At 61.0% G+C, this 20,574-nt stretch carries 16 protein-coding genes; 9 read left to right on the top strand and 7 right to left on the bottom strand.

Features of this window, described 5'->3' with window-relative positions; all coding sequences use genetic code 11:
• Positions 1 to 212 precede the first annotated feature (212 nt).
• On the bottom strand, positions 213 to 749 hold the full coding sequence (locus HYX42_RS17780; protein WP_293405558.1) for a MarR family transcriptional regulator: 537 nt from the start codon (positions 747 to 749) through the stop codon (positions 213 to 215).
• Between the two features lie 182 nt (positions 750 to 931).
• On the opposite strand from HYX42_RS17780, the gene HYX42_RS17785 reads away from it, so the two are divergent.
• A complete protein-coding gene (locus HYX42_RS17785) occupies positions 932 to 1,468 on the top strand; it encodes a flavin reductase family protein (RefSeq protein ID WP_293405560.1) in 537 nt (178 codons plus the stop codon).
• A gap of 284 nt (positions 1,469 to 1,752) precedes the next feature.
• Positions 1,753 to 3,174 (top strand): MipA/OmpV family protein, encoded by a 1,422-nt coding sequence (locus HYX42_RS17790; protein WP_293405562.1) that lies wholly within the window; start codon positions 1,753 to 1,755, stop codon positions 3,172 to 3,174.
• A gap of 21 nt (positions 3,175 to 3,195) precedes the next feature.
• Here HYX42_RS17790 and mnmA read toward each other — a convergent pair whose 3' ends face one another.
• Genes mnmA through HYX42_RS17805 form a run of 3 tightly spaced genes read right to left on the bottom strand, consistent with a single transcriptional unit; the run spans position 3,196 to position 5,951 of the window.
• On the bottom strand, positions 3,196 to 4,401 hold the full coding sequence (mnmA, locus tag HYX42_RS17795) for a tRNA 2-thiouridine(34) synthase MnmA (protein ID WP_293405655.1): 1,206 nt from the start codon (positions 4,399 to 4,401) through the stop codon (positions 3,196 to 3,198).
• Between the two features lie 60 nt (positions 4,402 to 4,461).
• Positions 4,462 to 4,968 (bottom strand): NUDIX hydrolase, encoded by a 507-nt coding sequence (locus HYX42_RS17800; RefSeq protein ID WP_293405564.1) that lies wholly within the window; start codon positions 4,966 to 4,968, stop codon positions 4,462 to 4,464.
• A gap of 11 nt (positions 4,969 to 4,979) precedes the next feature.
• The gene (locus HYX42_RS17805) at positions 4,980 to 5,951 is read right to left on the bottom strand and encodes a LysR family transcriptional regulator (RefSeq protein WP_293405565.1); all 972 of its coding nucleotides are present in this window, start codon (positions 5,949 to 5,951) and stop codon (positions 4,980 to 4,982) included.
• A 141-nt stretch (positions 5,952 to 6,092) separates the two neighbouring features.
• Here HYX42_RS17805 and HYX42_RS17810 point away from each other — a divergent pair, with 141 nt between their 5' ends.
• From HYX42_RS17810 to HYX42_RS17835, 6 genes are all read left to right on the top strand, one after another.
• Positions 6,093 to 7,610, top strand: a complete 1,518-nt coding sequence (locus HYX42_RS17810; RefSeq protein ID WP_293405567.1) for a CoA-acylating methylmalonate-semialdehyde dehydrogenase — start codon at positions 6,093 to 6,095, stop codon at positions 7,608 to 7,610.
• Between the two features lie 389 nt (positions 7,611 to 7,999).
• Positions 8,000 to 9,115: a Re/Si-specific NAD(P)(+) transhydrogenase subunit alpha gene (locus HYX42_RS17815; protein ID WP_293405570.1), complete on the top strand. Its 1,116-nt coding sequence runs from the start codon at positions 8,000 to 8,002 to the stop codon at positions 9,113 to 9,115.
• A 41-nt stretch (positions 9,116 to 9,156) separates the two neighbouring features.
• Positions 9,157 to 9,489: an NAD(P) transhydrogenase subunit alpha gene (locus HYX42_RS17820; RefSeq protein WP_293405572.1), complete on the top strand. Its 333-nt coding sequence runs from the start codon at positions 9,157 to 9,159 to the stop codon at positions 9,487 to 9,489.
• Positions 9,486 to 10,910: an NAD(P)(+) transhydrogenase (Re/Si-specific) subunit beta gene (locus tag HYX42_RS17825; protein WP_293405574.1), complete on the top strand. Its 1,425-nt coding sequence runs from the start codon at positions 9,486 to 9,488 to the stop codon at positions 10,908 to 10,910. The genes HYX42_RS17820 and HYX42_RS17825 overlap by 4 nt, the downstream gene beginning before the upstream one ends.
• Before the next feature lie 502 nt (positions 10,911 to 11,412).
• Positions 11,413 to 13,101, top strand: coding sequence for a long-chain-fatty-acid--CoA ligase (locus HYX42_RS17830; RefSeq protein ID WP_293405576.1), 1,689 nt, complete (start codon positions 11,413 to 11,415; stop codon positions 13,099 to 13,101).
• Positions 13,102 to 13,217: 116 nt separating this feature from the next.
• The gene (locus tag HYX42_RS17835) at positions 13,218 to 13,988 is read left to right on the top strand and encodes a 5'-methylthioadenosine/adenosylhomocysteine nucleosidase (RefSeq protein ID WP_293405578.1); all 771 of its coding nucleotides are present in this window, start codon (positions 13,218 to 13,220) and stop codon (positions 13,986 to 13,988) included.
• A 146-nt stretch (positions 13,989 to 14,134) separates the two neighbouring features.
• On the opposite strand, the gene corA is transcribed toward HYX42_RS17835, so the two are convergent.
• From corA to HYX42_RS17850, 3 genes are all read right to left on the bottom strand, one after another.
• Positions 14,135 to 15,121: a magnesium/cobalt transporter CorA gene (corA, locus tag HYX42_RS17840; protein ID WP_293405580.1), complete on the bottom strand. Its 987-nt coding sequence runs from the start codon at positions 15,119 to 15,121 to the stop codon at positions 14,135 to 14,137.
• A 513-nt stretch (positions 15,122 to 15,634) separates the two neighbouring features.
• Positions 15,635 to 16,861: a patatin-like phospholipase family protein gene (locus tag HYX42_RS17845; protein ID WP_293405582.1), complete on the bottom strand. Its 1,227-nt coding sequence runs from the start codon at positions 16,859 to 16,861 to the stop codon at positions 15,635 to 15,637.
• A 393-nt stretch (positions 16,862 to 17,254) separates the two neighbouring features.
• On the bottom strand, positions 17,255 to 19,009 hold the full coding sequence (locus HYX42_RS17850) for a GMC family oxidoreductase N-terminal domain-containing protein (RefSeq protein ID WP_293405584.1): 1,755 nt from the start codon (positions 19,007 to 19,009) through the stop codon (positions 17,255 to 17,257).
• A 265-nt stretch (positions 19,010 to 19,274) separates the two neighbouring features.
• Here HYX42_RS17850 and HYX42_RS17855 point away from each other — a divergent pair, with 265 nt between their 5' ends.
• Entirely contained in the window at positions 19,275 to 20,402 is a 1,128-nt protein-coding gene (locus tag HYX42_RS17855; RefSeq protein ID WP_293405586.1) for an ABC transporter permease, read from the top strand.
• Positions 20,403 to 20,574 lie beyond the last annotated feature (172 nt).

The following is a 20,574-nucleotide window of genomic DNA, read 5'->3' on the forward strand; positions in this document are numbered from 1 at the left end:
CAACAAGGTCGTGATGGCGCCGGACCTCGTGGCCCGCATGGCCGAGCTGGGTGTGTACCCCAAGACCGGCACGCCCAAACAGCTGGGCGAGTTTGTGACCGAGCAGCGCGGTGTGTGGAAGAAGGTCGTCACTGACCTGAAGCTGCAGGCTCAATAAGCTGCGCGGGCATTTCAACAACCTGTTGCCCGCGCTGTGTGATGTACGTCGCCGCCTACTCTTCGTGGTCAAGCGGCGCCATGTTGTCGTACAGCAGCTTGAGCATGTCACGCAGCTGGTCGGCCTGGGCGCTGCTGAAACCGTTCAGCGATACACGTTCGTACAACTGGGCAATCGGGATGAGTCGCTGGGTGATGGCCATGCCTTCCGGTGTCAGGCTCAATGCGAGCGCCCGTGCGTCGTCGCCCGACCTTTCCCGAATCAGCAGGCCGCGCTGCATCATGCCGTCCACCACGCGTGAAAGGGTAGAGGGCTCGGTTGATGTATTGAGGGCAACTTCCGACAGGCGCTGGTGCGGCTTGTGGCTCAGCGTCGAGCACACACGCCATTCCGTCAGGGTCATGTTGAATTTGCGCATCTCGCGGGTGAAGGACTGGCCCATGCGCACGCCTGCCCTTGCGATCAGGTACGGAATGGAGTTCTGCAGGTCATTGTCGAGCACCGGTCCCGAGGCCGCGCGAGGCCTGGCCGTGCGCTTGACGGCGGGCTCTTTTGAAGGTGTTCGTGCAGGGGCTGTCGATTTTTTGGGCATGGATTGAATGTACCAGCGCTTGCAGATGATGTTTCCAAACCAGCATTAACAAGCTGCATTTGCAATTGTTTCTGGTAAAAATTTCAACGCTACAGCAAAGGAAAATGCGGCCGTAGCGCTGATTTTCAGGGTGAGATCGGGTGTTTCTGGCGAGGTCAATGCCATTTTCTGGAAGGTAATTTATGTATTCATGGGCTCCCATCACTGGTGACGCGCCGCAAACAGTGGATGCACAGCGCTTTCGCAAGGCGCTTGGCGCCTTCCCGACCGGCATTTGCCTGGTCACCACGATTGCAGAAGACGGCAAGCGCGAGGGGATGACGATCAACTCTTTTGCGTCGGTGTCGCTTGAACCGCCGCTCATACTCTGGAGCATCCGCGATGACGCCAGGAGTTCGGATGCATTCCTGACGTCACGGACATTTGTCCTGAGTGTGCTTGCCGCCGACCAGGCAGAACTCGCCATGCATTTTGCGAAGCCCGCCCCTGACAAGTTTGAGAGGTACGAGGAGGCTTTCGAACCGGGCATAGGAGCCTGCCCCCGGCTTAAACGCAGTGTGGCGACGTATGAGTGCAGCGTCTACTCGCGTCACCAGGAGGGTGATCACACAGTCCTGCTGGGCCGGGTGCAGGCGTTCAGTGTCGCGGACCATGCGCCCCTGATGTTTCACGCTGGCAAGATGGGTTCGATGAAGGAGCTTGCAACTGCCGCAGGTTGAGCATGCGTTCGCACATCAAATCATTTTGGTCTGAGCCCTTGTCAATCGATCCAGTCGGGCTGCCGGAAACCAGTCTGATATGTACCCGTCACCTTCATGCGGGGTCGGTGAAACGGTTTCAGGCTGATGGCTTACGGCAAATGTGTGCTTTTGCTTACAAAGCCGTCAAAGGCTGCGCGCGAGTTCATGGGTAGCATCAGGGCAGGTGGCTTGCAGGGTTTGCCCGAGGGGGAAAATCCTGAAGCCAGAATATAAAAAATGCACCACCTGCAGAAATTCACAAAATGAAAAAAATACTTTCCCGCCGCTTTGCCGTGTGCGCAGCAGCCTTGATGCCAGCCCTGTTTGCAGTGACCTCTGCTCATGCCATAGGAGGGGTTGAACCTCTGGTGGACATCCTGAATGCTCCGGGTAGTGCCGGCATGGGTTTTGTAACACGTGTAGAGACTTCACCCTATGTGGGTGGTGGAACCCGTTATGACCTGCTCCCGGTTTACCTGTACGAGGGTGACCGGCTCTTCCTGCACGCCAACCGTGCCGGCATCAAGCTCATCAATGAAGGTGACCGCATCAAGACGGGCATAGGCCAGCGGCTGGACCTGTTTGTGGAACAGCGGCTGGAGGGCCATCCCATAGGCGACAACCTGCCCCCCAGCCTGGCAGGCATGGCGCCACGTGATTCGGGCCTGGACCTGGGGCTCTCCTATCGCTACAGCCAGCGATGGGGCACACTCCAGGCGGAGCTGGTCCGCGATGTCGGAAACACCTCCCGGGGCAGCGAGGCGCGGTTCGGCTACAGCTACGACTGGCGCTCCGGTGCGCTGCTGTTGCGGCCGACCATCAGCGTCTCGCTGCGCGACGCCAAACTCAACAATTATTACTACGGTGTCACGGCGGCCGAAGCCATTGGCGGTCGGCCCGCCTATGCGCCAGGCTCCGGGGTGAACACACAAATCGGCTTGTATGCCTCCTACGATATCTCGCAACGCTGGCGCCTGTTGGGCGGCGTGTCGGCCACTTACCTGGACAAGACCATACAGAACAGCCCCATCGTGCAAAAGCGCGTGCTGCCTGCGGTTTACATTGGTGCGGCCTATGACTTCGGCGGCCACAAACGCGAGTGGGCAGAAGAGGACTCTCCAACCTATGTGAAGGTGCTCTACGGCAAGGCGACAGAACCGAGCTGCCATCTCGCCAGAATCATCACGGCACGCTGCCTGAGCACGGCCAGCACCAACCCCACCTACATCAGCGGCATACAGGTGGGCAAGCCTTTCATCAACAACCTCAACGGCTGGCCGCTGGACATTTCAGGCCATATCGGGCTCACCCACCATGATGATCGCGGGCTGCAGTCGAATGGTGTCCAGCTTGACGCCTTCATGAAAGCCACATACACGGGTTTCCCGTGGAGCGACAAGGTCAAGACCCGCCTGGGCCTGGGTGTCGGGTTGTCGCTTGCGCAGCGCGTGCCCTATACCGAAGTCAGTAGCCAGGCCGGCAAAACCACTTCAAGGTTGTTGAACTACCTTGACCCGACCATTGACATCAGCCTCGGCGACCTGATTGGCTCACGGGCATTGAAGAACACCTATATCGGTTTTGGCGTGTCGCACCGCTCCGGCATCTTTGGTGCATCGCGCCTGCTCGGCAATGTCAACGGCGGTTCGAACTACATCTATACCTACCTCGAAACCGCTCTTTAAAGAGTGGGCGGGAGAGTGGTATTACCGTACGGCCGTCAATGCTGGCGCGCGGGCATGGCCTGAACCTGGCACTGTTTCCTGAAAGTTCCTCACATTGCTTGACGCAATGACGCCGCCGCCCAGGCAGACATCGCCCCGGTAAAGCACTGCAGACTGCCCTGGCGTGACCGCCCACTGGGCTTCGGGGAAACCAAGATCGCAGGTGTGCGGCCCGCTTTGCAGTAATTCACATGGCGCATCGGCCTGGCGGTAACGCGTCTTGGCTGCCATCCCGCTTGGCCCAGGTGGGCTGCCTGCAACCCAGCTGCAATCCTGGGCATGCAGTTGTGTGGATTTCAGCCACGGGTGATCATGACCCTGCACCACCCACAGGGTGTTGCTGTCCATGTCCTTTCGCGCCACAAACCATGGCTCGTGCTCACCCACGCCACGCTGGCCACGTGCCTGCGCGGCCTTCAGGTCTGCTCCCCTGGCCTTCACGCCGCCAATGCCCAGGCCCTGGCGCTGGCCCAGCGTGTAAAAGCTCAGGCCCACATGCTCGCCCAGCACGCGGCCAGTGTCGCTTTTGATGGGGCCTGGCACCCTGGCGATGTAGCGGTTGAGGAAATCCCTGAACGGCCTTTCGCCAATAAAGCAGATGCCGGTGGAGTCCTTCTTTTTTGCATTTGGCAGACCGATCTCTGCTGCGATGCGCCGCACCTCGGTCTTGTGCAGTTCACCGACCGGGAACAGGGTTTTTGAAAGCTGTGCCTGGTTGAGCCGGTGCAGAAAATAGCTCTGGTCCTTGGCGGGGTCCAGCCCCTTGAGCAGCTCGTGCAGCCCGGTGTTTTCGTTCAGCCTGACCCTTGCATAGTGGCCGGTCGCGATTTTTTCTGCACCGAGGCGCATCGCGTGGTCCAGAAATGCCTTGAACTTGATCTCCGCGTTGCAGAGGATGTCAGGATTGGGCGTGCGCCCGGCCTGGTACTCGCGCAGGAACTCGGCAAAGACGCGGTCCTTGTAGTCGGCGGCAAAGTTGACGTGCTCGATCTCTATGCCGATCACATCGGCGACGGCGGCTGCATCCACAAAGTCGACGTTGGACGAGCAGTATTCGCTGTCGTCGTCATCTTCCCAGTTCTTCATGAAGATGCCGATGACATCATGGCCCTGCTGTTTGAGCAGCCAGGCCGTGACGGCAGAGTCCACGCCTCCGCTCAGGCCCACGACGACACGCTGTTTTGGCATTGATGCACCCATGAGCCAATTATCCCGCCAGATCAAAGCCCCTGGCGGAGACGGGAATGTCTACACGTGCAGCAAAACCGAAGGGTCGGTCGTGATCAGTTCCAGCGGGTAGCGCTTGCCTGCAATGTAGTCTTCGACGCATCGCAGCAGCAGGGGGCTGCGGTGTGTGCCAACCGACGCCTTGATTTCATCAACACTCAGCCAGACTGTGCGAACAATGCCTTCATCCAGCGGCTGCCCTTCAACATGCTCGCCAAGTTCACCGCAAAACGCAAATCGCAGGTAGGTGATGTCCAGCGGCGCTTCCGAACCTGAGCCGGTACGTTCGAAGCGCGAGAGATAAACGCCGACGATGGCCGTTGGCTTGAAGTGAAATGCTGTTTCCTCGAGGGTTTCGCGTATGCAGGCATCAACAGGGCTTTCGCCCGGGTCCAGGTGGCCTGCGGGGTTGTTGATCTTTAATCCGTCGCGGGTTTGTTCCTCGACCAGCAGGAATTTTTGTACGCCGTCGACCGTGCGTGCGACGACGGTTGCGACCGTGACATTGGGTTTCCATCGTGAGTTCATGGGGAAATTATCTATTTGGTTTTTGATAGCAGGGTGATCGGGTGTGGCGGGGTAAATCCCTGGGCAAAGCTGGTGCGCAGGTGCTCGACAAAACACTGCACGGCCTTGGGGACCTGAGGCGACCAGGGGCGCAGGGCGTAGATGCGTTCGCCGAAAAAGCCCTGGACCTGCCAGTCTGGCAATACGGGTATCAGTTGCGGATGCCGGCCAGCTGCCGGGACACTGAAGTCAGGCAGAAGACCGATTCCCAGCCCGGCCAGCAAGGCATCACGCAGCACCTCGCTGTTGTTGGCCTTGAGAATGCCCCTGACATTGACGCCTACAAGTTCGGCAGGCGCCTTGCGTTTGCCCGGTCTTGCGAATGTCCAGTTGCCTGCATGGCCACCCAGGTACAGCAGGCAGTCATGCGTGGCCAGATCGGAGGGGTGTTTGGGCGTGCCATGACGCTTGAGGTAGTCGGGGCTGGCCAGCAGGATGGAGCGCGTTTCACACAGGGTCCAGGCCACATGGGTTTCGGGCGGTGTGCTGGTGTGGCGTATGGCGAGGTCAAAGCCCTCGTTGGCCAGATTGACAAAACGGTCTGTGAGTTCCAGCTCTATCTGGATCTCCGGGAAGCTTTTGAGAAAGGCTGCAACGCAAGGTGCCAGGTGCTGCCGGCCCAGCGCGACAGGCGCGGTGACCCGGACCAGCCCGCGTGGCGTTCCGGCCAGGTCGCGTGCGGCACTGTAGCTGTCACTGATCTGCGTAAAGGCTGGCAGCATGTCGTTGACCATTTGCTGGCCGGCCTCGGTCAATCCCACCGAACGTGTGGTGCGGCGGACCAGCGAGACGCCTGCAGAACGTTCCAGTTCACTGATGCGCATGCTCGCCGACGCCTTGGAAACGCCCAGGCGCCTGGCGGTTTCGGTGAAGCTGCGGGTGGCGGCCAGCACCGTCAAGAGGTGCAGGTCGGCAACCAGCGGGGCGATTTGGTCTGCGGACATGCAGCATTATTGTTCATTTATTTGAACAATGAAGTCAGCAAACACGGGCTTATCAAATTTGTTGCACGGCCATAGACTGGCGCGGTGGGGTTTTAAGCCCCAATGCCTTCCCGAGACAAACACACTAGCCAAGGACAAATCATGAGTGCATCACCCACGGCCATCGGCCACTACATCAATGGCCGCGCAGTTGCAGGCTCCTCCGCCCGCAGCCAGGATGTTTTTAATCCGGCCACCGGCGCTGTCACCGCGCAGGTGGCCCTGGCGGGCATGAAGGATGTTGATGCTGCCGTTGCCGCTGCGCAGGCGGCCTTTCCAGCCTGGAGCGATCTTCCCCCGCTGCGCCGTGCGCGCGTGATGTTCAGGTTCCTCGAACTGCTCAATGCCAACAAGGACAAGCTGGCCCACATGATCACCGCCGAGCACGGCAAGGTCTTCACCGATGCGCAGGGCGAGGTTGCCCGCGGCATCGATATCGTTGAATTTGCCTGCGGTATTCCGCAATTGCTCAAGGGCGACTTCACGGACCAGGTCTCTACCGGCATAGACAACTGGACGATTCGCCAGGCGCTGGGTGTGGTGGCCGGCATCACGCCATTCAATTTCCCTGTCATGGTGCCGATGTGGATGTTCCCCGTGGCGATTGCAGCCGGCAACACCTTTGTGCTCAAGCCCAGCCCTATCGACCCCAGCCCCAGCATCTTCATGGGCGAACTGCTCAAGCAGGCAGGTCTGCCCGACGGCGTTTACAACGTGGTGCAGGGTGACAAGGAGGCGGTTGATGTACTGCTGGTGCACCCTGACGTGAAGGCCGTGTCCTTTGTCGGTTCCACGCCGATTGCCAATTACATCTACGAGACCGGCGCGCATCATGGCAAGCGTGTGCAGGCGTTGGGCGGCGCCAAGAACCACATGGTGGTCATGCCGGATGCCGACCTTGAGCAGGCTGTCGATGCGCTGATTGGTGCGGGTTACGGCTCGGCCGGCGAACGCTGCATGGCGATTTCCGTCGCCGTGCTGGTGGGCGATGTGGCCGACAGGCTGATTCCCATGCTGGAGGCTCGCGCCAAAACGCTGGTCATCAAGAATGGCACCAACCTCGATGCAGAGATGGGCCCCATCGTCACGTCGATTGCGCACAAACGCATCACCGGCTACATCGACATCGGGGTTGCCGAAGGCGCGAAGCTGCTGGTCGATGGCCGCAAGTTCACAGGGGCAGACGCGGGCGAAGGTTGCAGCAACGGCTTCTGGATGGGCGGCACGCTGTTCGACCACGTCACGCCCGACATGCGCATTTACAAGGAAGAAATCTTTGGCCCGGTGCTGGGCTGCGTGCGTGTGAAGGATTTTGCGGAAGCCGTGAACCTCATCAACGCCCATGAATTTGGCAATGGCGTGAGCTGCTTCACGCGTGACGGCCACATTGCCCGCGAGTTCTCGCGCCGCATCCAGGTCGGCATGGTCGGCATCAATGTGCCTATTCCTGTGCCCATGGCCTGGCATGGCTTTGGCGGCTGGAAGAAGAGCCTGTTTGGCGACATGCACGCTTATGGCGAAGAGGGCGTGCGCTTTTATACAAAACAGAAGTCCATCATGCAGCGCTGGCCCGAGAGCATTGGCAAGGGGGCTGAGTTCGTCATGCCCACGGCGAAATAGAGCCCCCCACGGTTGCTCACTTCGTGTAGCGCCCTGCCCCCCGAGGGGGTCGTTCGCCTGTGGCCCGGCTGAGCCGGTTCCACGGCTCTGCTTGCGAAGATGTGATCCCCACGCTTGTCACTGCGTGTACTGCGCTGCCACCCGAGGGGGCGCTGCGCCTGCGGCCCGGCGAAGCCGGTTCCGCGGCCCCGGCTTGCATGTCGAGGTCATATTCCTCTCCGCTGCATCGCCAAAAGTGGTCTAGGTGTGCATGACTATTTGCCGTAAAACTATGGCATACCCCGCCAAAAGCGTTAAAAAAGTCATGTAAGCTTCGCGACAGCTGCAAAATTGGCCGCCTGCGCCCATGCTGCAGACCACTTAATAACTAATGCACAGAGGAGAGACCCATGCTGATTGGGGTACCTGCCGAAATTACTGACGGCGAAACGCGCGTTGCTGTCACGCCTGAAACCGCCAAAAAGCTTAAAAGCCAGGGCCACACGGTCCGCGTCCAGTCCGGCGCTGGTGTGGCAGCCAGTGTTCCTGATGAGGCCTACACCGCAGTGGGTGCAGAGATCACCGATGCCGCGGGTGCCTACGCCGCTGATATCGTGCTCAAGGTGCGTTGCCCGCTGGATAGCGAAGTGGCGCATGCCAAATCCGGCGGTGTCATCGTCGGCATGATGAACCCCTTTGATGCCGCCGGCCTTCAGCGCCTGGCAAGTGCGCAACTGACATCGTTTGCACTTGAAGCCGCGCCCCGCACCAGCCGTGCACAAAGCATGGACGTTCTGTCATCGCAGGCTAACATCGCCGGTTACAAGGCCGTGATGATGGCCGCTGAAAAATACCAGCGTTTCTTCCCCATGCTGATGACGGCCGCCGGTACGGTGAAAGCCGCCCGCGTGGTCATCCTCGGTGTAGGTGTTGCCGGTTTGCAGGCGATTGCCACCGCCAAGCGCCTGGGCGCCGTGATTGAAGCCAGCGACGTTCGCCCCAGCGTGAAAGAACAGGTCGAATCCCTGGGCGGCAAGTTCATTGACGTGCCTTATGAGACCGACGAAGAGCGCGAAGCCGCTGTCGGCGTCGGCGGTTACGCCAAGCCCATGCCACCCAGCTGGCTGGAGCGCCAGAAGCTTGAGGTCGCCAAGCGCGTGGCGCAGGCCGATGTCGTCATCACCACCGCGCTCATCCCCGGCCGCGCTGCGCCCGTGCTGGTGACTGAGGATATGGTCAAGGCCATGAAACCCGGCAGCGTGATTGTGGATCTGGCCGCACCGCAAGGCGGCAACTGCCCGTTGACCGAGCCTGGCAAGACTGTCGTCAAGCACGGCGTGACGCTGATTGGCGAGACCAATGTGCCTGCACTGGTGGCTGCCGATGCCAGCGCGCTGTATGCACGCAACCTGCTCGACTTTTTGAAGCTCATCATCACCAAAGAGGGTGCGCTCAACATCGACATGGCCGACGACATCGTGGCTGCCTGCCTGATGACCCAGGGCGGCGAAGTCAAGCGCAAGTAAGAACCAAAGAAGAACGACCGGGAAGACAAGAAGGAATCGACATGGAAGTCTCACACACCATCACCAACCTCATCATCTTTGTGCTGGCCATCTACGTGGGTTATCACGTGGTCTGGACTGTTACGCCCGCACTGCACACGCCGCTGATGGCCGTGACCAATGCGATCTCGGCCATCGTCATCGTCGGCGCCATGCTGGCTGCTGCGCTGACTGAAACCCCACTCGGCAAAACCATGGGCTGGCTGGCGGTTGCGCTGGCGGCCGTCAATGTGTTTGGCGGCTTTCTTGTGACGCGGCGAATGCTGGAGATGTTCAGGAAGAAAGAGAAGAAAGTGCCTGCTGCTGATGCAGCCGGATCGGGAGTGGCCAAATGAGCATGAACCTCGTCACGCTGCTTTACCTGGTCGCGTCAGTCTGTTTCATCCAGGCGCTCAAGGGCCTGTCGCACCCGACCACCTCCATTCGCGGCAACCTGTTCGGCATGGCCGGCATGACGATTGCCGTCGTCACCACAGGCGCACTCATCGTCCAGCTGTCTGGTGGCAAGAGCCTGGGCATGGCCTATGTGCTGAGCGCGCTGGTCGTGGGCGGCACAGCCGGCACACTCATGGCCAAACGCGTAGAGATGACCAAGATGCCGGAGCTGGTCGCCTTCATGCACAGCATGATTGGTCTGGCTGCAGTGTTCATCGCCGTGGCTGCGGTGGCCGAGCCTTACGCCTTCGGCATTGTCGAAAAAGGCCTGCCGATTCCCGCAGGCAACCGGCTTGAACTCTTTCTGGGTGCCGCCATTGGCGCCATCACCTTCAGCGGTTCGGTGATTGCCTTCGGCAAGCTCAGTGGCAAATACAAGTTCCGCCTGTTCCAGGGCGCGCCTGTCACGTTCTCGGGCCAGCACATGCTGAACCTGGTGCTGGGCCTGATCACGCTGGGTCTGGGCCTGGTGTTCATGGCTACCGGCAACTGGACGGCCTTCTTTGCCATGCTGGCACTGAGCTTTGTGATGGGCGTGCTCATCATCATCCCGATCGGCGGTGCCGACATGCCGGTGGTGGTGTCCATGCTCAACAGCTATTCGGGCTGGGCAGCTGCAGGCATTGGCTTCTCATTGAACAACGCCATGCTGATCATTGCCGGTTCGCTGGTGGGGTCGTCGGGCGCCATCCTCTCGTACATCATGTGCAAGGCGATGAACCGCTCCTTCTTCAACGTGATCCTGGGTGGTTTTGGTGGCGAGGCCGGCACGGCAGCCGCAGGCGCCAAAGAGCAGCGCCCGGTCAAGTCGGGTTCTGCCGACGACGCGGCGTTTATCCTGGGCAATGCCGAAACAGTCATCATCGTGCCGGGCTACGGCCTTGCAGTGGCACGCGCACAGCATTCGGTGAAAGAGCTGGCGCAAAAGCTGATCGACAAGGGCATCACGGTCAAGTATGCGATTCACCCTGTTGCGGGCCGCATGCCCGGCCATATGAACGTGTTGCTGGCCGAGGCTGAAGTGCCTTACGACCAGGTGCATGAGATGGAAGACATCAACGCCGAGTTCGGCCAGGCCGATGTGGCCATCATCCTGGGCGCCAATGACGTGGTGAACCCGGCGGCCCACGTCAAGGGCAGCGCGATTTACGGCATGCCAATCCTGGAGGCCTACAAGGCCAAGACGGTCATCGTCAACAAACGTTCGATGGCGGCGGGCTATGCAGGGCTGGACAACGAGCTCTTCTACATGGACAAGACCATGATGGTCTTTGGTGACGCGAAGAAGGTCATTGAGGACATGGGCAAGGCGATAGAGTAGTTCCCCCCTGTCGGCGCTCACTCCGTGTAGCGCCATCTCCCCTGCAGGGGACGGCGCCTGCGGCCCTAGGTCCTGTTCACAGTATTTTCAGGAGATGCGTTGTGAGTCAAAAGGGCTGTGCGCAAGGCGCAAACCGCAGGTGGGGTAGACCCCATCAAGGCTTTGCAACGCCGCGCACGGCCCTTTTGATCACAACCCGCAGGGAACGGGGTGAAAACAGCGCCACTCTGCGTTGCACTCCTAGGTCAGGCAGGCGCCTGACCGTCGTCGTGCGCCTTGATTGACACTGTTTTCACCGCGTTCGCACTCCTGAAAATACTGTGAACAGGCCCTGAGCCGGTTCCGCGGCACCTGCTTGCCAAGAATCTCTTCGCGCGCGGTTGCTGAAATTAGAGGATTCACCCTTCAAGCAGTCCGGGTTTCCTAGGGAAAACGCAATAGCCCCGCAGAGGGCTAGCCGTCAAAATCAGCGGCAGTCAATACAGGAATGGAGACACCCAGCATGAACGCAGCAACCCAGGACCGCCCCTGGCTCAAGGCCTACCCACCGGGAGTTCCCTCAGACATAGACGCATCGCAGTATTCGTCACTTGTAGGGCTGATGGAGGAAAGCTTCAAGAAGAACGGTGCCAGGGTCGCCTATAGCTTCATGGGCAAGGATGTGACCTTCGGCCAGACCGACAGCCTGTCCATCGCGTTCGGTGCTTACCTGCAAAGCCTCGGGCTGGCCAAGGGCGACCGCGTCGCCATCATGATGCCCAACGTGCCGCAGTACCCCATCACGGTGGCTGCCATCCTGCGTGCCGGTTACGTGGTCGTCAACGTCAACCCGCTCTACACGCCGCGCGAACTCGAGCATCAATTGAAGGACTCCGGCGCGAGGGCCATTGTCATCATCGAGAACTTCGCCAATACGCTGGAGCAGTGCATTGCCACGACGCCGGTCAAGCATGTGGTGCTCTGCGCCATGGGCGACCAGCTCGGCGTGCTCAAGGGGGCGCTGGTCAACTATGTGGTGCGCAACGTCAAGAAGATGGTGCCGGCTTTCAACCTGCCGGGTGCTGTGCGCTTCAATGATGCCGTCGCGCGCGGTACGCGCATGACGCTCAAGCGCCCCGACATCAAGCCCGACGATGTGGCTGTGCTGCAGTACACAGGCGGCACCACCGGTGTTTCCAAAGGCGCCGTGCTGCTGCATCGCAACGTGATTGCCAACGTGCTGCAGTCAGAAGCCTGGAACGGTCCCGCCATGGCCACCATGGAAGCCGGCGTGCAGCCGGTCTACGTCTGCGCGCTGCCGCTGTATCACATCTTCGCTTTCACGGTGAACATGATGCTGGGCATGCGTACCGGCGGCAAGAACATCCTGATCCCGAATCCGCGCGATTTGCCGGCCGTGCTGAAGGAACTCTCCAAGCACACCATCCACAGCTTTCCGGCGGTCAACACGCTGTTCAACGGCCTGGCCAACCACCCGGACTTCAACACGGTTGACTGGTCGCACCTCAAGGTGTCGCTGGGCGGCGGCATGGCCGTGACCGGTGCCGTGGCCAAGCTCTGGCTTGAAAAAACCGGCTGTCCGATCTGCGAAGGTTATGGCTTGTCCGAGACCTCGCCATCGGCCAGTTGCAACCCGACCAACAGCAAGGCCTTCACCGGCACGATTGGTGTGCCGATTCCGGGCACGTACTTCAAGCTGCTCGACGACGACGGCAACGAGGTAGCGCCCGGCCAGCCCGGCGAAATCGCCATCAAGGGCCCACAGGTCATGGCCGGTTACTGGCAGCGCCCGGACGAAACCGCCAAGGTCATGACGCCTGACGGCTACTTCAAGTCTGGCGATATCGGCGTGCTCGAAGACAACGGCTTTTTCAGGATCGTCGACCGCAAGAAAGACATGATTTTGGTCAGCGGCTTCAACGTCTACCCGAACGAGATCGAGGACGTGGTCGGCCGCATGGAAGGCGTGATGGAATGCGCATGTGTCGGCGTGGCGGATGAGAAATCCGGCGAAGCCGTCAAGCTGGTCATCGTCAAGAAGAACCCCGACCTGACCGAAGCCCAGGTGCGCGAATATTGCAAGACCAACCTCACCGGCTACAAGCAGCCCAAGGTGGTCGAGTTTCGCACCGACCTGCCCAAGACGCCAGTCGGCAAGATCTTGCGCCGCGAGTTGCGCGACAAAAAATAGGCGCATCAAAGGTTTTTGGAACCCGCAAGGGTTCCCTCACAAAGGCGGCGCAAGCTGCCTTTTTTTTCGCCGGCGAGGTACGCCTTTCACTGGCCGGGAACAGGCAAAATCCATTCATGACTTCCACACCCTCCATCACCGCCATCCTCAGCGCCCTGCATGAAGAGCAGCAAGGCCTGATTGACCTGCTGCACAAGCCGCAAAAAACAGTTCATGCCGGACGCGACTTCTGGCAGGGCGAATTGCACGGCCAGCCGGTGGTGCTGGTGCTGTCGCGCATAGGCAAGGTGGCCGCTGCAACCACCGCGACGGCGCTGATCGAGCGCTTCGGGGTCAGCCGCATTGTTTTTACCGGCGTCGCCGGCGGCCTGGGCCATGGCGTGAAGGTCGGCGATGTGGTGGTGGCCGAGGATTTTGTGCAGCACGACATGGATTCGTCGCCGCTGTTTCCGCGCTACGAGATTCCGCTGTATGGCCAGACGCGCTTCAAGGCCGACGCTGCCCTGACCGGGCTGCTGCTGCAGGCCGCCAACTCGGCCTTCAAACACATCAACGACGGCGAGACGCCCTGGGCCTTTCCGGATGCGAAGGTGCACCACGGCCTGATGGCCAGCGGTGACCGTTTTGTCTCCGGTGCGCAGGAGGCACACCAGTTGCAGCAGGCGTTGCAGTCTGCGGGCCACCCGGTGCTGGCGGTGGAGATGGAAGGCGCAGCCATCGCGCAGGTGGCGCTTGACTACGGCCTGCCGTTTGCGGCGGTGCGCACGATCTCCGACCGGGCTGACGACCAGGCGCATGTGGACTTCCCGGCCTTTGTGCGTGACGTGGCCAGCTATTACGCACGTGCGGTGGTCGAGAAGTTCCTGGAGTTGCTACCAAAAAAGTAGCTGCTCACGTGCGTATTCATTGGGCTGTAGCCATTTTCAATACCTAAAAATGGCATTTTCAGGCCGTTTTCGAGCCGTCTCCTGGCTTTGCGCACCCGGTTAAACCACTCAAAATAGCTAATACAGCTATATTAGCTGTTTTGTTGTCATTTCAGCCAGCCGCGCCTGCGGAAGTAGTACATGGGCACCACCGCGCTGGCCACCATCAGCGCCAGTGCGTAGGGGTAGCCCAGTGACCAGTCCAGTTCAGGCATCCACTTGAAGTTCATGCCGTAGACGCTGGCAATCAGTGTGGGCGGCAGTAGCGCCACGCTGGCCACCGAGAAGATCTTGATGATCTTGTTCTGGTTGATGTTGATGAAACCGACCGTCGCGTCCATCAAAAAGTTGATCTTGTCGAAGAGAAAAGCCGTGTGCGAATCCAGCGAGTCGATGTCGCGCAGGATCTGGCGCGCTTCTTCAAACTGCTCTGAATTGAGCATCTTGCTGCGCATCATGAAGCTGACCGCGCGGCGCGTGTCCATCACGTTGCGGCGTATGCGGCCGTTCAAGTCCTCGTGGCGGGCAATGGCGCCCAGCACTTCGCCGGCCAGGGCGTCGGTCACGTCGCCAGAGAGCACCTTGGTGCTGACTTTTTCGAGTTCGACGTAGATGTTCTCCAGCGTGTCGGCTGAATATTCGGCGTCCGCATCAAACAGCTTGAGCAGCACTTCCTTGGCGTCTTCAAGCAGCCCGGGCGCGCGGCGGGCGCGCATGCGCAGCAGGCGGAACACTGGTACGTCTTCATCGTGGATGGAAAACAGCACGCCCTTGCTTTTGAGGTCGTCGTTGACCAGGTTCAGGATGAAAGCGACACGCACAGTGCGGGGCTCGTCCTCATCGGCGATCAAAAAGTCAGAGCGGATGTGCAGTTCGCCGTTGTCTTCTTCGTAAAAACGCGCGGACTCCTCGATGTCCTCGTCCATCGCGTCTTCCGGGATGGACAGGCCGTAATACTGCTTGATCCAGCGCTTTTCCTCGAGGGTGGGGGACTCCAGGTCGACCCAGATAGGCTGGAACTTCGAGAGCTCTTCAAGCGACTCGATTTCTTCCTGAAAGAGCCGCCCGTTGGCGAGGGTGAAAATATTGAGCATGACCGACTGCCTTTGTTGTCAAGGTTATGCACCGGGCGCCGCATGACGGGCGCCGGGTGGCAGGAGGGTGGGGGTGAATGTGCATCGCTTTCAACCCCTCTCCATGACGGCGGCCTGGTGGCCTGCGTCGTCAGTCGGTGGTGCTGAAAGCCGGGCCTGCTCAGCCTGTTTTCGGGAGCTGCGTTGTGAGTCAAAAGGGCTGTGAGCAAGGCGCAAAACGCATCCGGGGTAGACCCCGGTAAGGCTTTGCAACGCCGCGCACGGCCCTTTTGATCACAACCCGAAGGGAACGCGGTGAAAACAACGCCACTCTGCGTTGCGCTCCTGGGGCAGGCATCAGCCTGACCGTCGTCGCGCGCCTTGATTGGCGCTGTTTTCACCGCGTTCGCAGTCCTGAAAACAGGTTGAGCAGGCCCATGCAACTAGGGCTGCTTTCCAAGGATTTCTCCGTAGTGAATCTGCCGCGATTATGGCACCGCAGCCCTCATTTATCTACCGCAGGCCGACCCGGCTTCAGCTCGCCGGGTAGCCGAAAAACGCCAGCAGCTCGGCCTTGCGGGCATATGCATCGTGCTTGCCCAGCGCCATCAGTGCCTTGACGAAGCCCGGCTCAAACAGCAGGTAGCTGGCCAGTGCTGCGCCACCGGGGCTGCCGCGGCTGCCGAGCGCGCCCAGCCCTTCAAGCGCATGGTGGGTGGCAGCGGGCAATTCGCCCGCATGTGCCTGGGCCAGCGCGTCCAGCGACTGTGATGGCGCCATGGCGAGGATGTCTACCGCGCGGTAGGGCATCACGGCGGCGATCTCGCGCGGCAGTTCGCGCATGGTCTTGCTCACGCGCGTCGCCTGCTCGACATCAGCCTGAAGCGTGTCCTGAAAGACGCTGGCCAGGGCGTGGCCTGCAATCGCACCCAGGGTGGGGCGCACGCCGGCGGCCGCGGCCTGGGTGCCGCCGAAACCGGCGCGCTCGGGCTGGCCCACGCCTATCACCAGGATCCTGCTGGCGCCCAGGTGCAGGGCAGGTGAGAGCGGCGAGCTCTGGCGCATGGAGCCGTCGCCAAAATACTCGCGCCTGCCATCGACCCACAGCGGGGTGGACGGGAAGATAAAGGGCAATGCGCTCGACGCCATCAGGTGCTCTATGGTGACGGGCTGGAACTCTGCGCGCCGCCCGGGGCGGCTCCACATGCCATCCGGTTTGCCGGTGGCGGTCTGGCAAAACGTCCAGTGCACGCCGCTGGTGTAGCTTGATGCCGTGACGGCCAGTGCCTTGAGGGTTCTGTCGTTCAGTGCTGCGTCTATGCTGGGTAGCGAGATGACCTTGTGCAGCGTATCAACCAGCGGTGTGTTGTTCAGGAAGGCCTGCTGGGCGCGCACCTGCTGCGACAGGAACAGCGCGGCGGCAATGCGGCTGGAGCGTATCCAGGACGGCACTTTCAGGTGGTAGACCTGCGAAGACCGCAGGCCGGTCCAGAAATCCGCCAGGTGCCCAAAGGCGTTCAGGCCATCACTGGCGCGGCTGGCGAGAAAGGTGGCATTGAGGGCACCCGCTGAGGTACCGACCAGGATCTTGAAAGGAAACGGCGGCGCACCATCGCTGCCCGCCAGCCCCAGCATGCTGGACAGGGCCTGCAGCACCCCCGCCTGGTAGGCGGTACGCGCTCCTCCCCCCATCAGTACCAGCGCGGGGCAATCTTCGCCGGGCTTAAGAAGCGCGGACGACATGATGGTTTCAGGCGGCATGGGGGGTTGTCTGGATGTGTTCCGTAAGGTGCAGGCGGCTTGGGGCCCCGGTGTGAACCGTGAACCAGGCGCGCTGCCACCAGGCAAGGATAGCAGCGGCACGCAGGCTCCTGAGCCTGGTGCGTCAGGTGCGGATCGGTGATCTGGCTGGTGAACCTGACTTTGAACAAGCCAATTTGCTATCTATTTGGTAGCTGCTCACGTGCGTATTTATTGGTCTGGAGGCCGATTTGATGCCTGAAAACTGGCTTTTTTCGGGTGTGTTTCCGGGCTAGGGCGGCGAACATGGGCCTGCAAGCCTGAAAAGTTAACTTCCATATTAACTTTTGGGATTATTTTAATGTTTACGATAAATTTTTAATATTTGCGTTAAATGTCAGTCCATAACGGACATCAAACCCCGGCCTGAATCCACTCGGCAGCCTTCTCTGCAATCATCAGCGTCGGCGAGTTGGTATTGCCGCTGGTGATCAGCGGCATGATGCCGGCATCAACCACGCGCAGGCCCCTGATGCCGCGCACCCGCAGGTGCGAGTCGACCACGGCCATCGGATCGTCCTCTCGGCCCATTTTGGTCGTGCCCACCGGGTGGAAGATGGTGGTGGCGATGTCGCCAGCCAGCCGGGCCAGCTCTTCGTCGGTCTGGAACTGCACGCCCGGCTTGAATTCTTCTGGTTGGTATTTCGCCAGCGCGCTCTGGCTGACGATCCTGCGTGTCACGCGCAGCGAGTCCGCCGCCACCTGGCGGTCTTCTGCCGTGCTCAGGTAGTTGGGCGCAATCGCCGGCGCGTCTTCAAAGCGCGGGCTCTTGATGTGCACCGTGCCGCGGCTGGTCGGGTTGAGGTTGCAGACGCTGGCGGTAAACGCGTTGAAGGCGTGCAGCGGTTCACCGAAAGCATCCAGCGACAGCGGCTGCACGTGGTATTCGATGTTCGGGTAAGGCTGGTCGGGCGAGCTGCGCGTGAAAGCGCCCAGCTGCGATGGCGCCATGCTCATGGGGCCGGTTTGTTTGAGGGCATATTCCAGGCCTATGCGCGCCTTGCCCCAGAGTGACGAGGCCATGGTGTTGAGCGACAGGCCCCAGCCCTTCTTGTCCTGAATCTTGTAGACCGAGCGGATCTGCAGGTGGTCCTGCAGGTTGGCGCCCACGCCGGGCAGGTCCTGCACCACGGCAATGCCGTGCTGCTGCAGCAGCGCACCGGGGCCAATGCCTGACAGCTGCAATATCTGCGGCGAGTTGATGCTGCCTGCGCACAGGATGACTTCGCCGATCAGGCCCCTGTCCTTGCCCGAGTCGCGCGTGGCATGGACGGTGACGCGCTCGCTGCCCGTCCACACCTCCACGCCGGTGCAGCGCTTGCTGCCATCGGGCTGGTCTTCGACCACCAGCTTGCAGACCTGGGCGCTGTTCCACAGCTCGAAGTTGGGCCGCGCATAACAGGCCGGGCGCAAGAAGGCCTTGGCGGTGTTCCAGCGCCAGCCGGCCTTCTGGTTGACTTCGAAGTAACCCACGCCCTCGTTGTTGCCGCGGTTGAAGTCGTCCGTGGCGGGGATGCCGGCCTGCTGCGCGGCTTGGGCAAATGCATCCAGAATGTCCCAGCGCAGGCGCTGCTTTTCAACGCGCCATTCGCCGCCCGCATTGCGGTGCCGCAATATCTTCTGGTAGGGCACGTTCTTGTCCTGCATCAGCGAGGGGGCCGTGCCGCGCGCACCGTGAAAGGCGTCGGCGCCCTTGTGGTGGTCTTCGTGCAGCTTGAAGTGCGGCAGCGCGTTCTCCCAGCGCCAGGCCATGTCGCCGGTCAGGTGCGCCCACCCGTCGTAGTCGCGCGCCTGGCCGCGCATGTAAATCATGCCGTTGATGCTGGAGGAGCCGCCCAGCGTCTTGCCGCGCGGGTAGCGCAGCGAACGGCCATTGAGCCCGGCATCGGGCTCGGTGTTGTAGAGCCAGTCGGTGCGCGGGTTGCCTATGCAGTAGAGGTAGCCGACGGGGATGTGGATCCAGTGGTAGTCGTCCTTGCGCCCGGCTTCTATCAGCAGCACCTTCTTGGTGGCGTCTGCGCTCAGGCGGTTGGCCAGCAGGCAGCCCGCCGTGCCTGCGCCGATGATGATGTAGTCGAAGACGTGGTCGTTGTCTGGCGTTGCTTGCATGGTCTTGTCTCTCGTTGTCCCGTCGCGATGTCTTGTCGTGATGCGGCCGGCAACCGGCCTGCGCGAAGGCATTTTGCCTGCAACGGCTAACGCGGGGCTGACCGGCGTCGGGCCGGTCCGAACGCTGTGCTTCGCACGGTGCTGTAGGACGCTGTCGCCACAGCGAAAAGGCTGGCCGGGTTTGTGCATTCAGCAGTTACCATGGCAATTTTGTGCCGTGCGCAGGCACATGCGTGCACGCACCCGCCCCGTTTTCCAGAGGTCTATGGCTACATCCACTCCCCGTATTGAACAGCAGGACACGCCCCAGGGCCGTACCCTGATGGTTCAGGGCGCGTGGACGGCGGGCGACCTGACGGCCAGGCCGGCATGGGATGCGCTGACCGCCCAGCTCAAGGGCCTGGATAAAGGCCAATCAGCTTCTTCATGGAATCTCACCGGGCTTGAAAAGCTCGACTATCTTGGCGCGCAATTGCTCTGGAATCACTGGGGCCGCGAATGGCCCGCGAATATAGAGCTTGAAGACGCCCAGCGCGCCGTGCTGGAGACGGTGGCGAAGTTCCCGGTCACCCCCGTCAAAAAAACGAAGGCCGACTGGAGAGCACCCTTGGTCGGCCTGGGCGAACGCCTGTTCTCGTTTGTCGATCACCTCAGGTCGCTGGTGCGGCTGATCGGCCAGTTGCTGCTGGACATCATCCGCCTCATACGCCATCCGCAGGAGGCGCCGCTGCGCGATTTTTCCGGCCACCTGTATCACATCGGTGCGACTGCGCTGCCCATCACGGCGCTGGTCGGCTTTCTCATCGGCGTGGTGCTGGCATACCTGATCTCACAGCAGCTCAGGCAGTTTGGCGCGGATGCCTTCATCGTCAATATCCTCGGCATCTCGCTGATTCGCGAACTCGGCCCGGTGCTGGCCGCGATTCTGATCGCGGGCCGCTCGGGCTCGGCCATCACCGCGCAGATAGGCGTGATGCGCGTGACTGAAGAACTTGACGCCATGCGCGTCATGGGCATTGCCAAGGGCTTTCGCCTGGTCATGCCGCGCGCGCTGGCACTGGCCATTGCCATGCCGCTGATCAGCGTGTGGACGACGATTGCCGCGCTGGTGGGCGGCATGCTGGCCGCCTGGGTGGCTATGGACATCACGCCGTCCTATTTCATCAATGCGCTGCCTGCGGCGGTGGATCTGGCCAACCTCACGCTCGCGACCTCCAAGTCGGTGGTGTTCGGTTTGCTGATTGCACTGATCGGATGCCACTACGGCCTGCGCGTCAAGCCCAACACCGAAAGCCTGGGGCAGGGCACGACGGCGTCAGTGGTGACCTCGATCACTGTCGTGATTCTGGTCGATGCATTGTTTGCGGTGCTGTTCAAGAACGTGGGCGTATAGATTTATGAGCCCCCACGTTCGCTCACTGCGTGTAGCTCTCTGCCCCCCGAGGGGGCTGGCCTTGCTTGGGGCGGCCCGGCGCTGCGGCCTGAGCCCCCACGTTCGCTCACTGCGTGTAGCTCTCTGCCCCCCGAGGGGGCTGGCCTTGCTTGGGGCGGCCCGGCGCTGCGGC

The sequence above is a fragment of the Polaromonas sp. genome, assembly GCF_016185115.1.
Lineage (GTDB): Bacteria > Pseudomonadota > Gammaproteobacteria > Burkholderiales > Burkholderiaceae_C > Polaromonas.

What these genes read in the sequence shown, in the direction of transcription:
- HYX42_RS17780 (WP_293405558.1), bottom strand. Translation starts at nt 749, where the DNA reads ATGCCCAAAAAATCGACAGCCCCTGCACGAACACCTTCAAAAGAGCCC.
- HYX42_RS17785 (WP_293405560.1), top strand. Translation starts at nt 932, where the DNA reads ATGTATTCATGGGCTCCCATCACTGGTGACGCGCCGCAAACAGTGGAT.
- HYX42_RS17790 (WP_293405562.1), top strand. Translation starts at nt 1,753, where the DNA reads ATGAAAAAAATACTTTCCCGCCGCTTTGCCGTGTGCGCAGCAGCCTTG.
- mnmA (WP_293405655.1), bottom strand. Translation starts at nt 4,401, where the DNA reads ATGCCAAAACAGCGTGTCGTCGTGGGCCTGAGCGGAGGCGTGGACTCT.
- HYX42_RS17800 (WP_293405564.1), bottom strand. Translation starts at nt 4,968, where the DNA reads ATGAACTCACGATGGAAACCCAATGTCACGGTCGCAACCGTCGTCGCA.
- HYX42_RS17805 (WP_293405565.1), bottom strand. Translation starts at nt 5,951, where the DNA reads ATGTCCGCAGACCAAATCGCCCCGCTGGTTGCCGACCTGCACCTCTTG.
- HYX42_RS17810 (WP_293405567.1), top strand. Translation starts at nt 6,093, where the DNA reads ATGAGTGCATCACCCACGGCCATCGGCCACTACATCAATGGCCGCGCA.
- HYX42_RS17815 (WP_293405570.1), top strand. Translation starts at nt 8,000, where the DNA reads ATGCTGATTGGGGTACCTGCCGAAATTACTGACGGCGAAACGCGCGTT.
- HYX42_RS17820 (WP_293405572.1), top strand. Translation starts at nt 9,157, where the DNA reads ATGGAAGTCTCACACACCATCACCAACCTCATCATCTTTGTGCTGGCC.
- HYX42_RS17825 (WP_293405574.1), top strand. Translation starts at nt 9,486, where the DNA reads ATGAGCATGAACCTCGTCACGCTGCTTTACCTGGTCGCGTCAGTCTGT.
- HYX42_RS17830 (WP_293405576.1), top strand. Translation starts at nt 11,413, where the DNA reads ATGAACGCAGCAACCCAGGACCGCCCCTGGCTCAAGGCCTACCCACCG.
- HYX42_RS17835 (WP_293405578.1), top strand. Translation starts at nt 13,218, where the DNA reads ATGACTTCCACACCCTCCATCACCGCCATCCTCAGCGCCCTGCATGAA.
- corA (WP_293405580.1), bottom strand. Translation starts at nt 15,121, where the DNA reads ATGCTCAATATTTTCACCCTCGCCAACGGGCGGCTCTTTCAGGAAGAA.
- HYX42_RS17845 (WP_293405582.1), bottom strand. Translation starts at nt 16,861, where the DNA reads ATGCCGCCTGAAACCATCATGTCGTCCGCGCTTCTTAAGCCCGGCGAA.
- HYX42_RS17850 (WP_293405584.1), bottom strand. Translation starts at nt 19,009, where the DNA reads ATGCAAGCAACGCCAGACAACGACCACGTCTTCGACTACATCATCATC.
- HYX42_RS17855 (WP_293405586.1), top strand. Translation starts at nt 19,275, where the DNA reads ATGGCTACATCCACTCCCCGTATTGAACAGCAGGACACGCCCCAGGGC.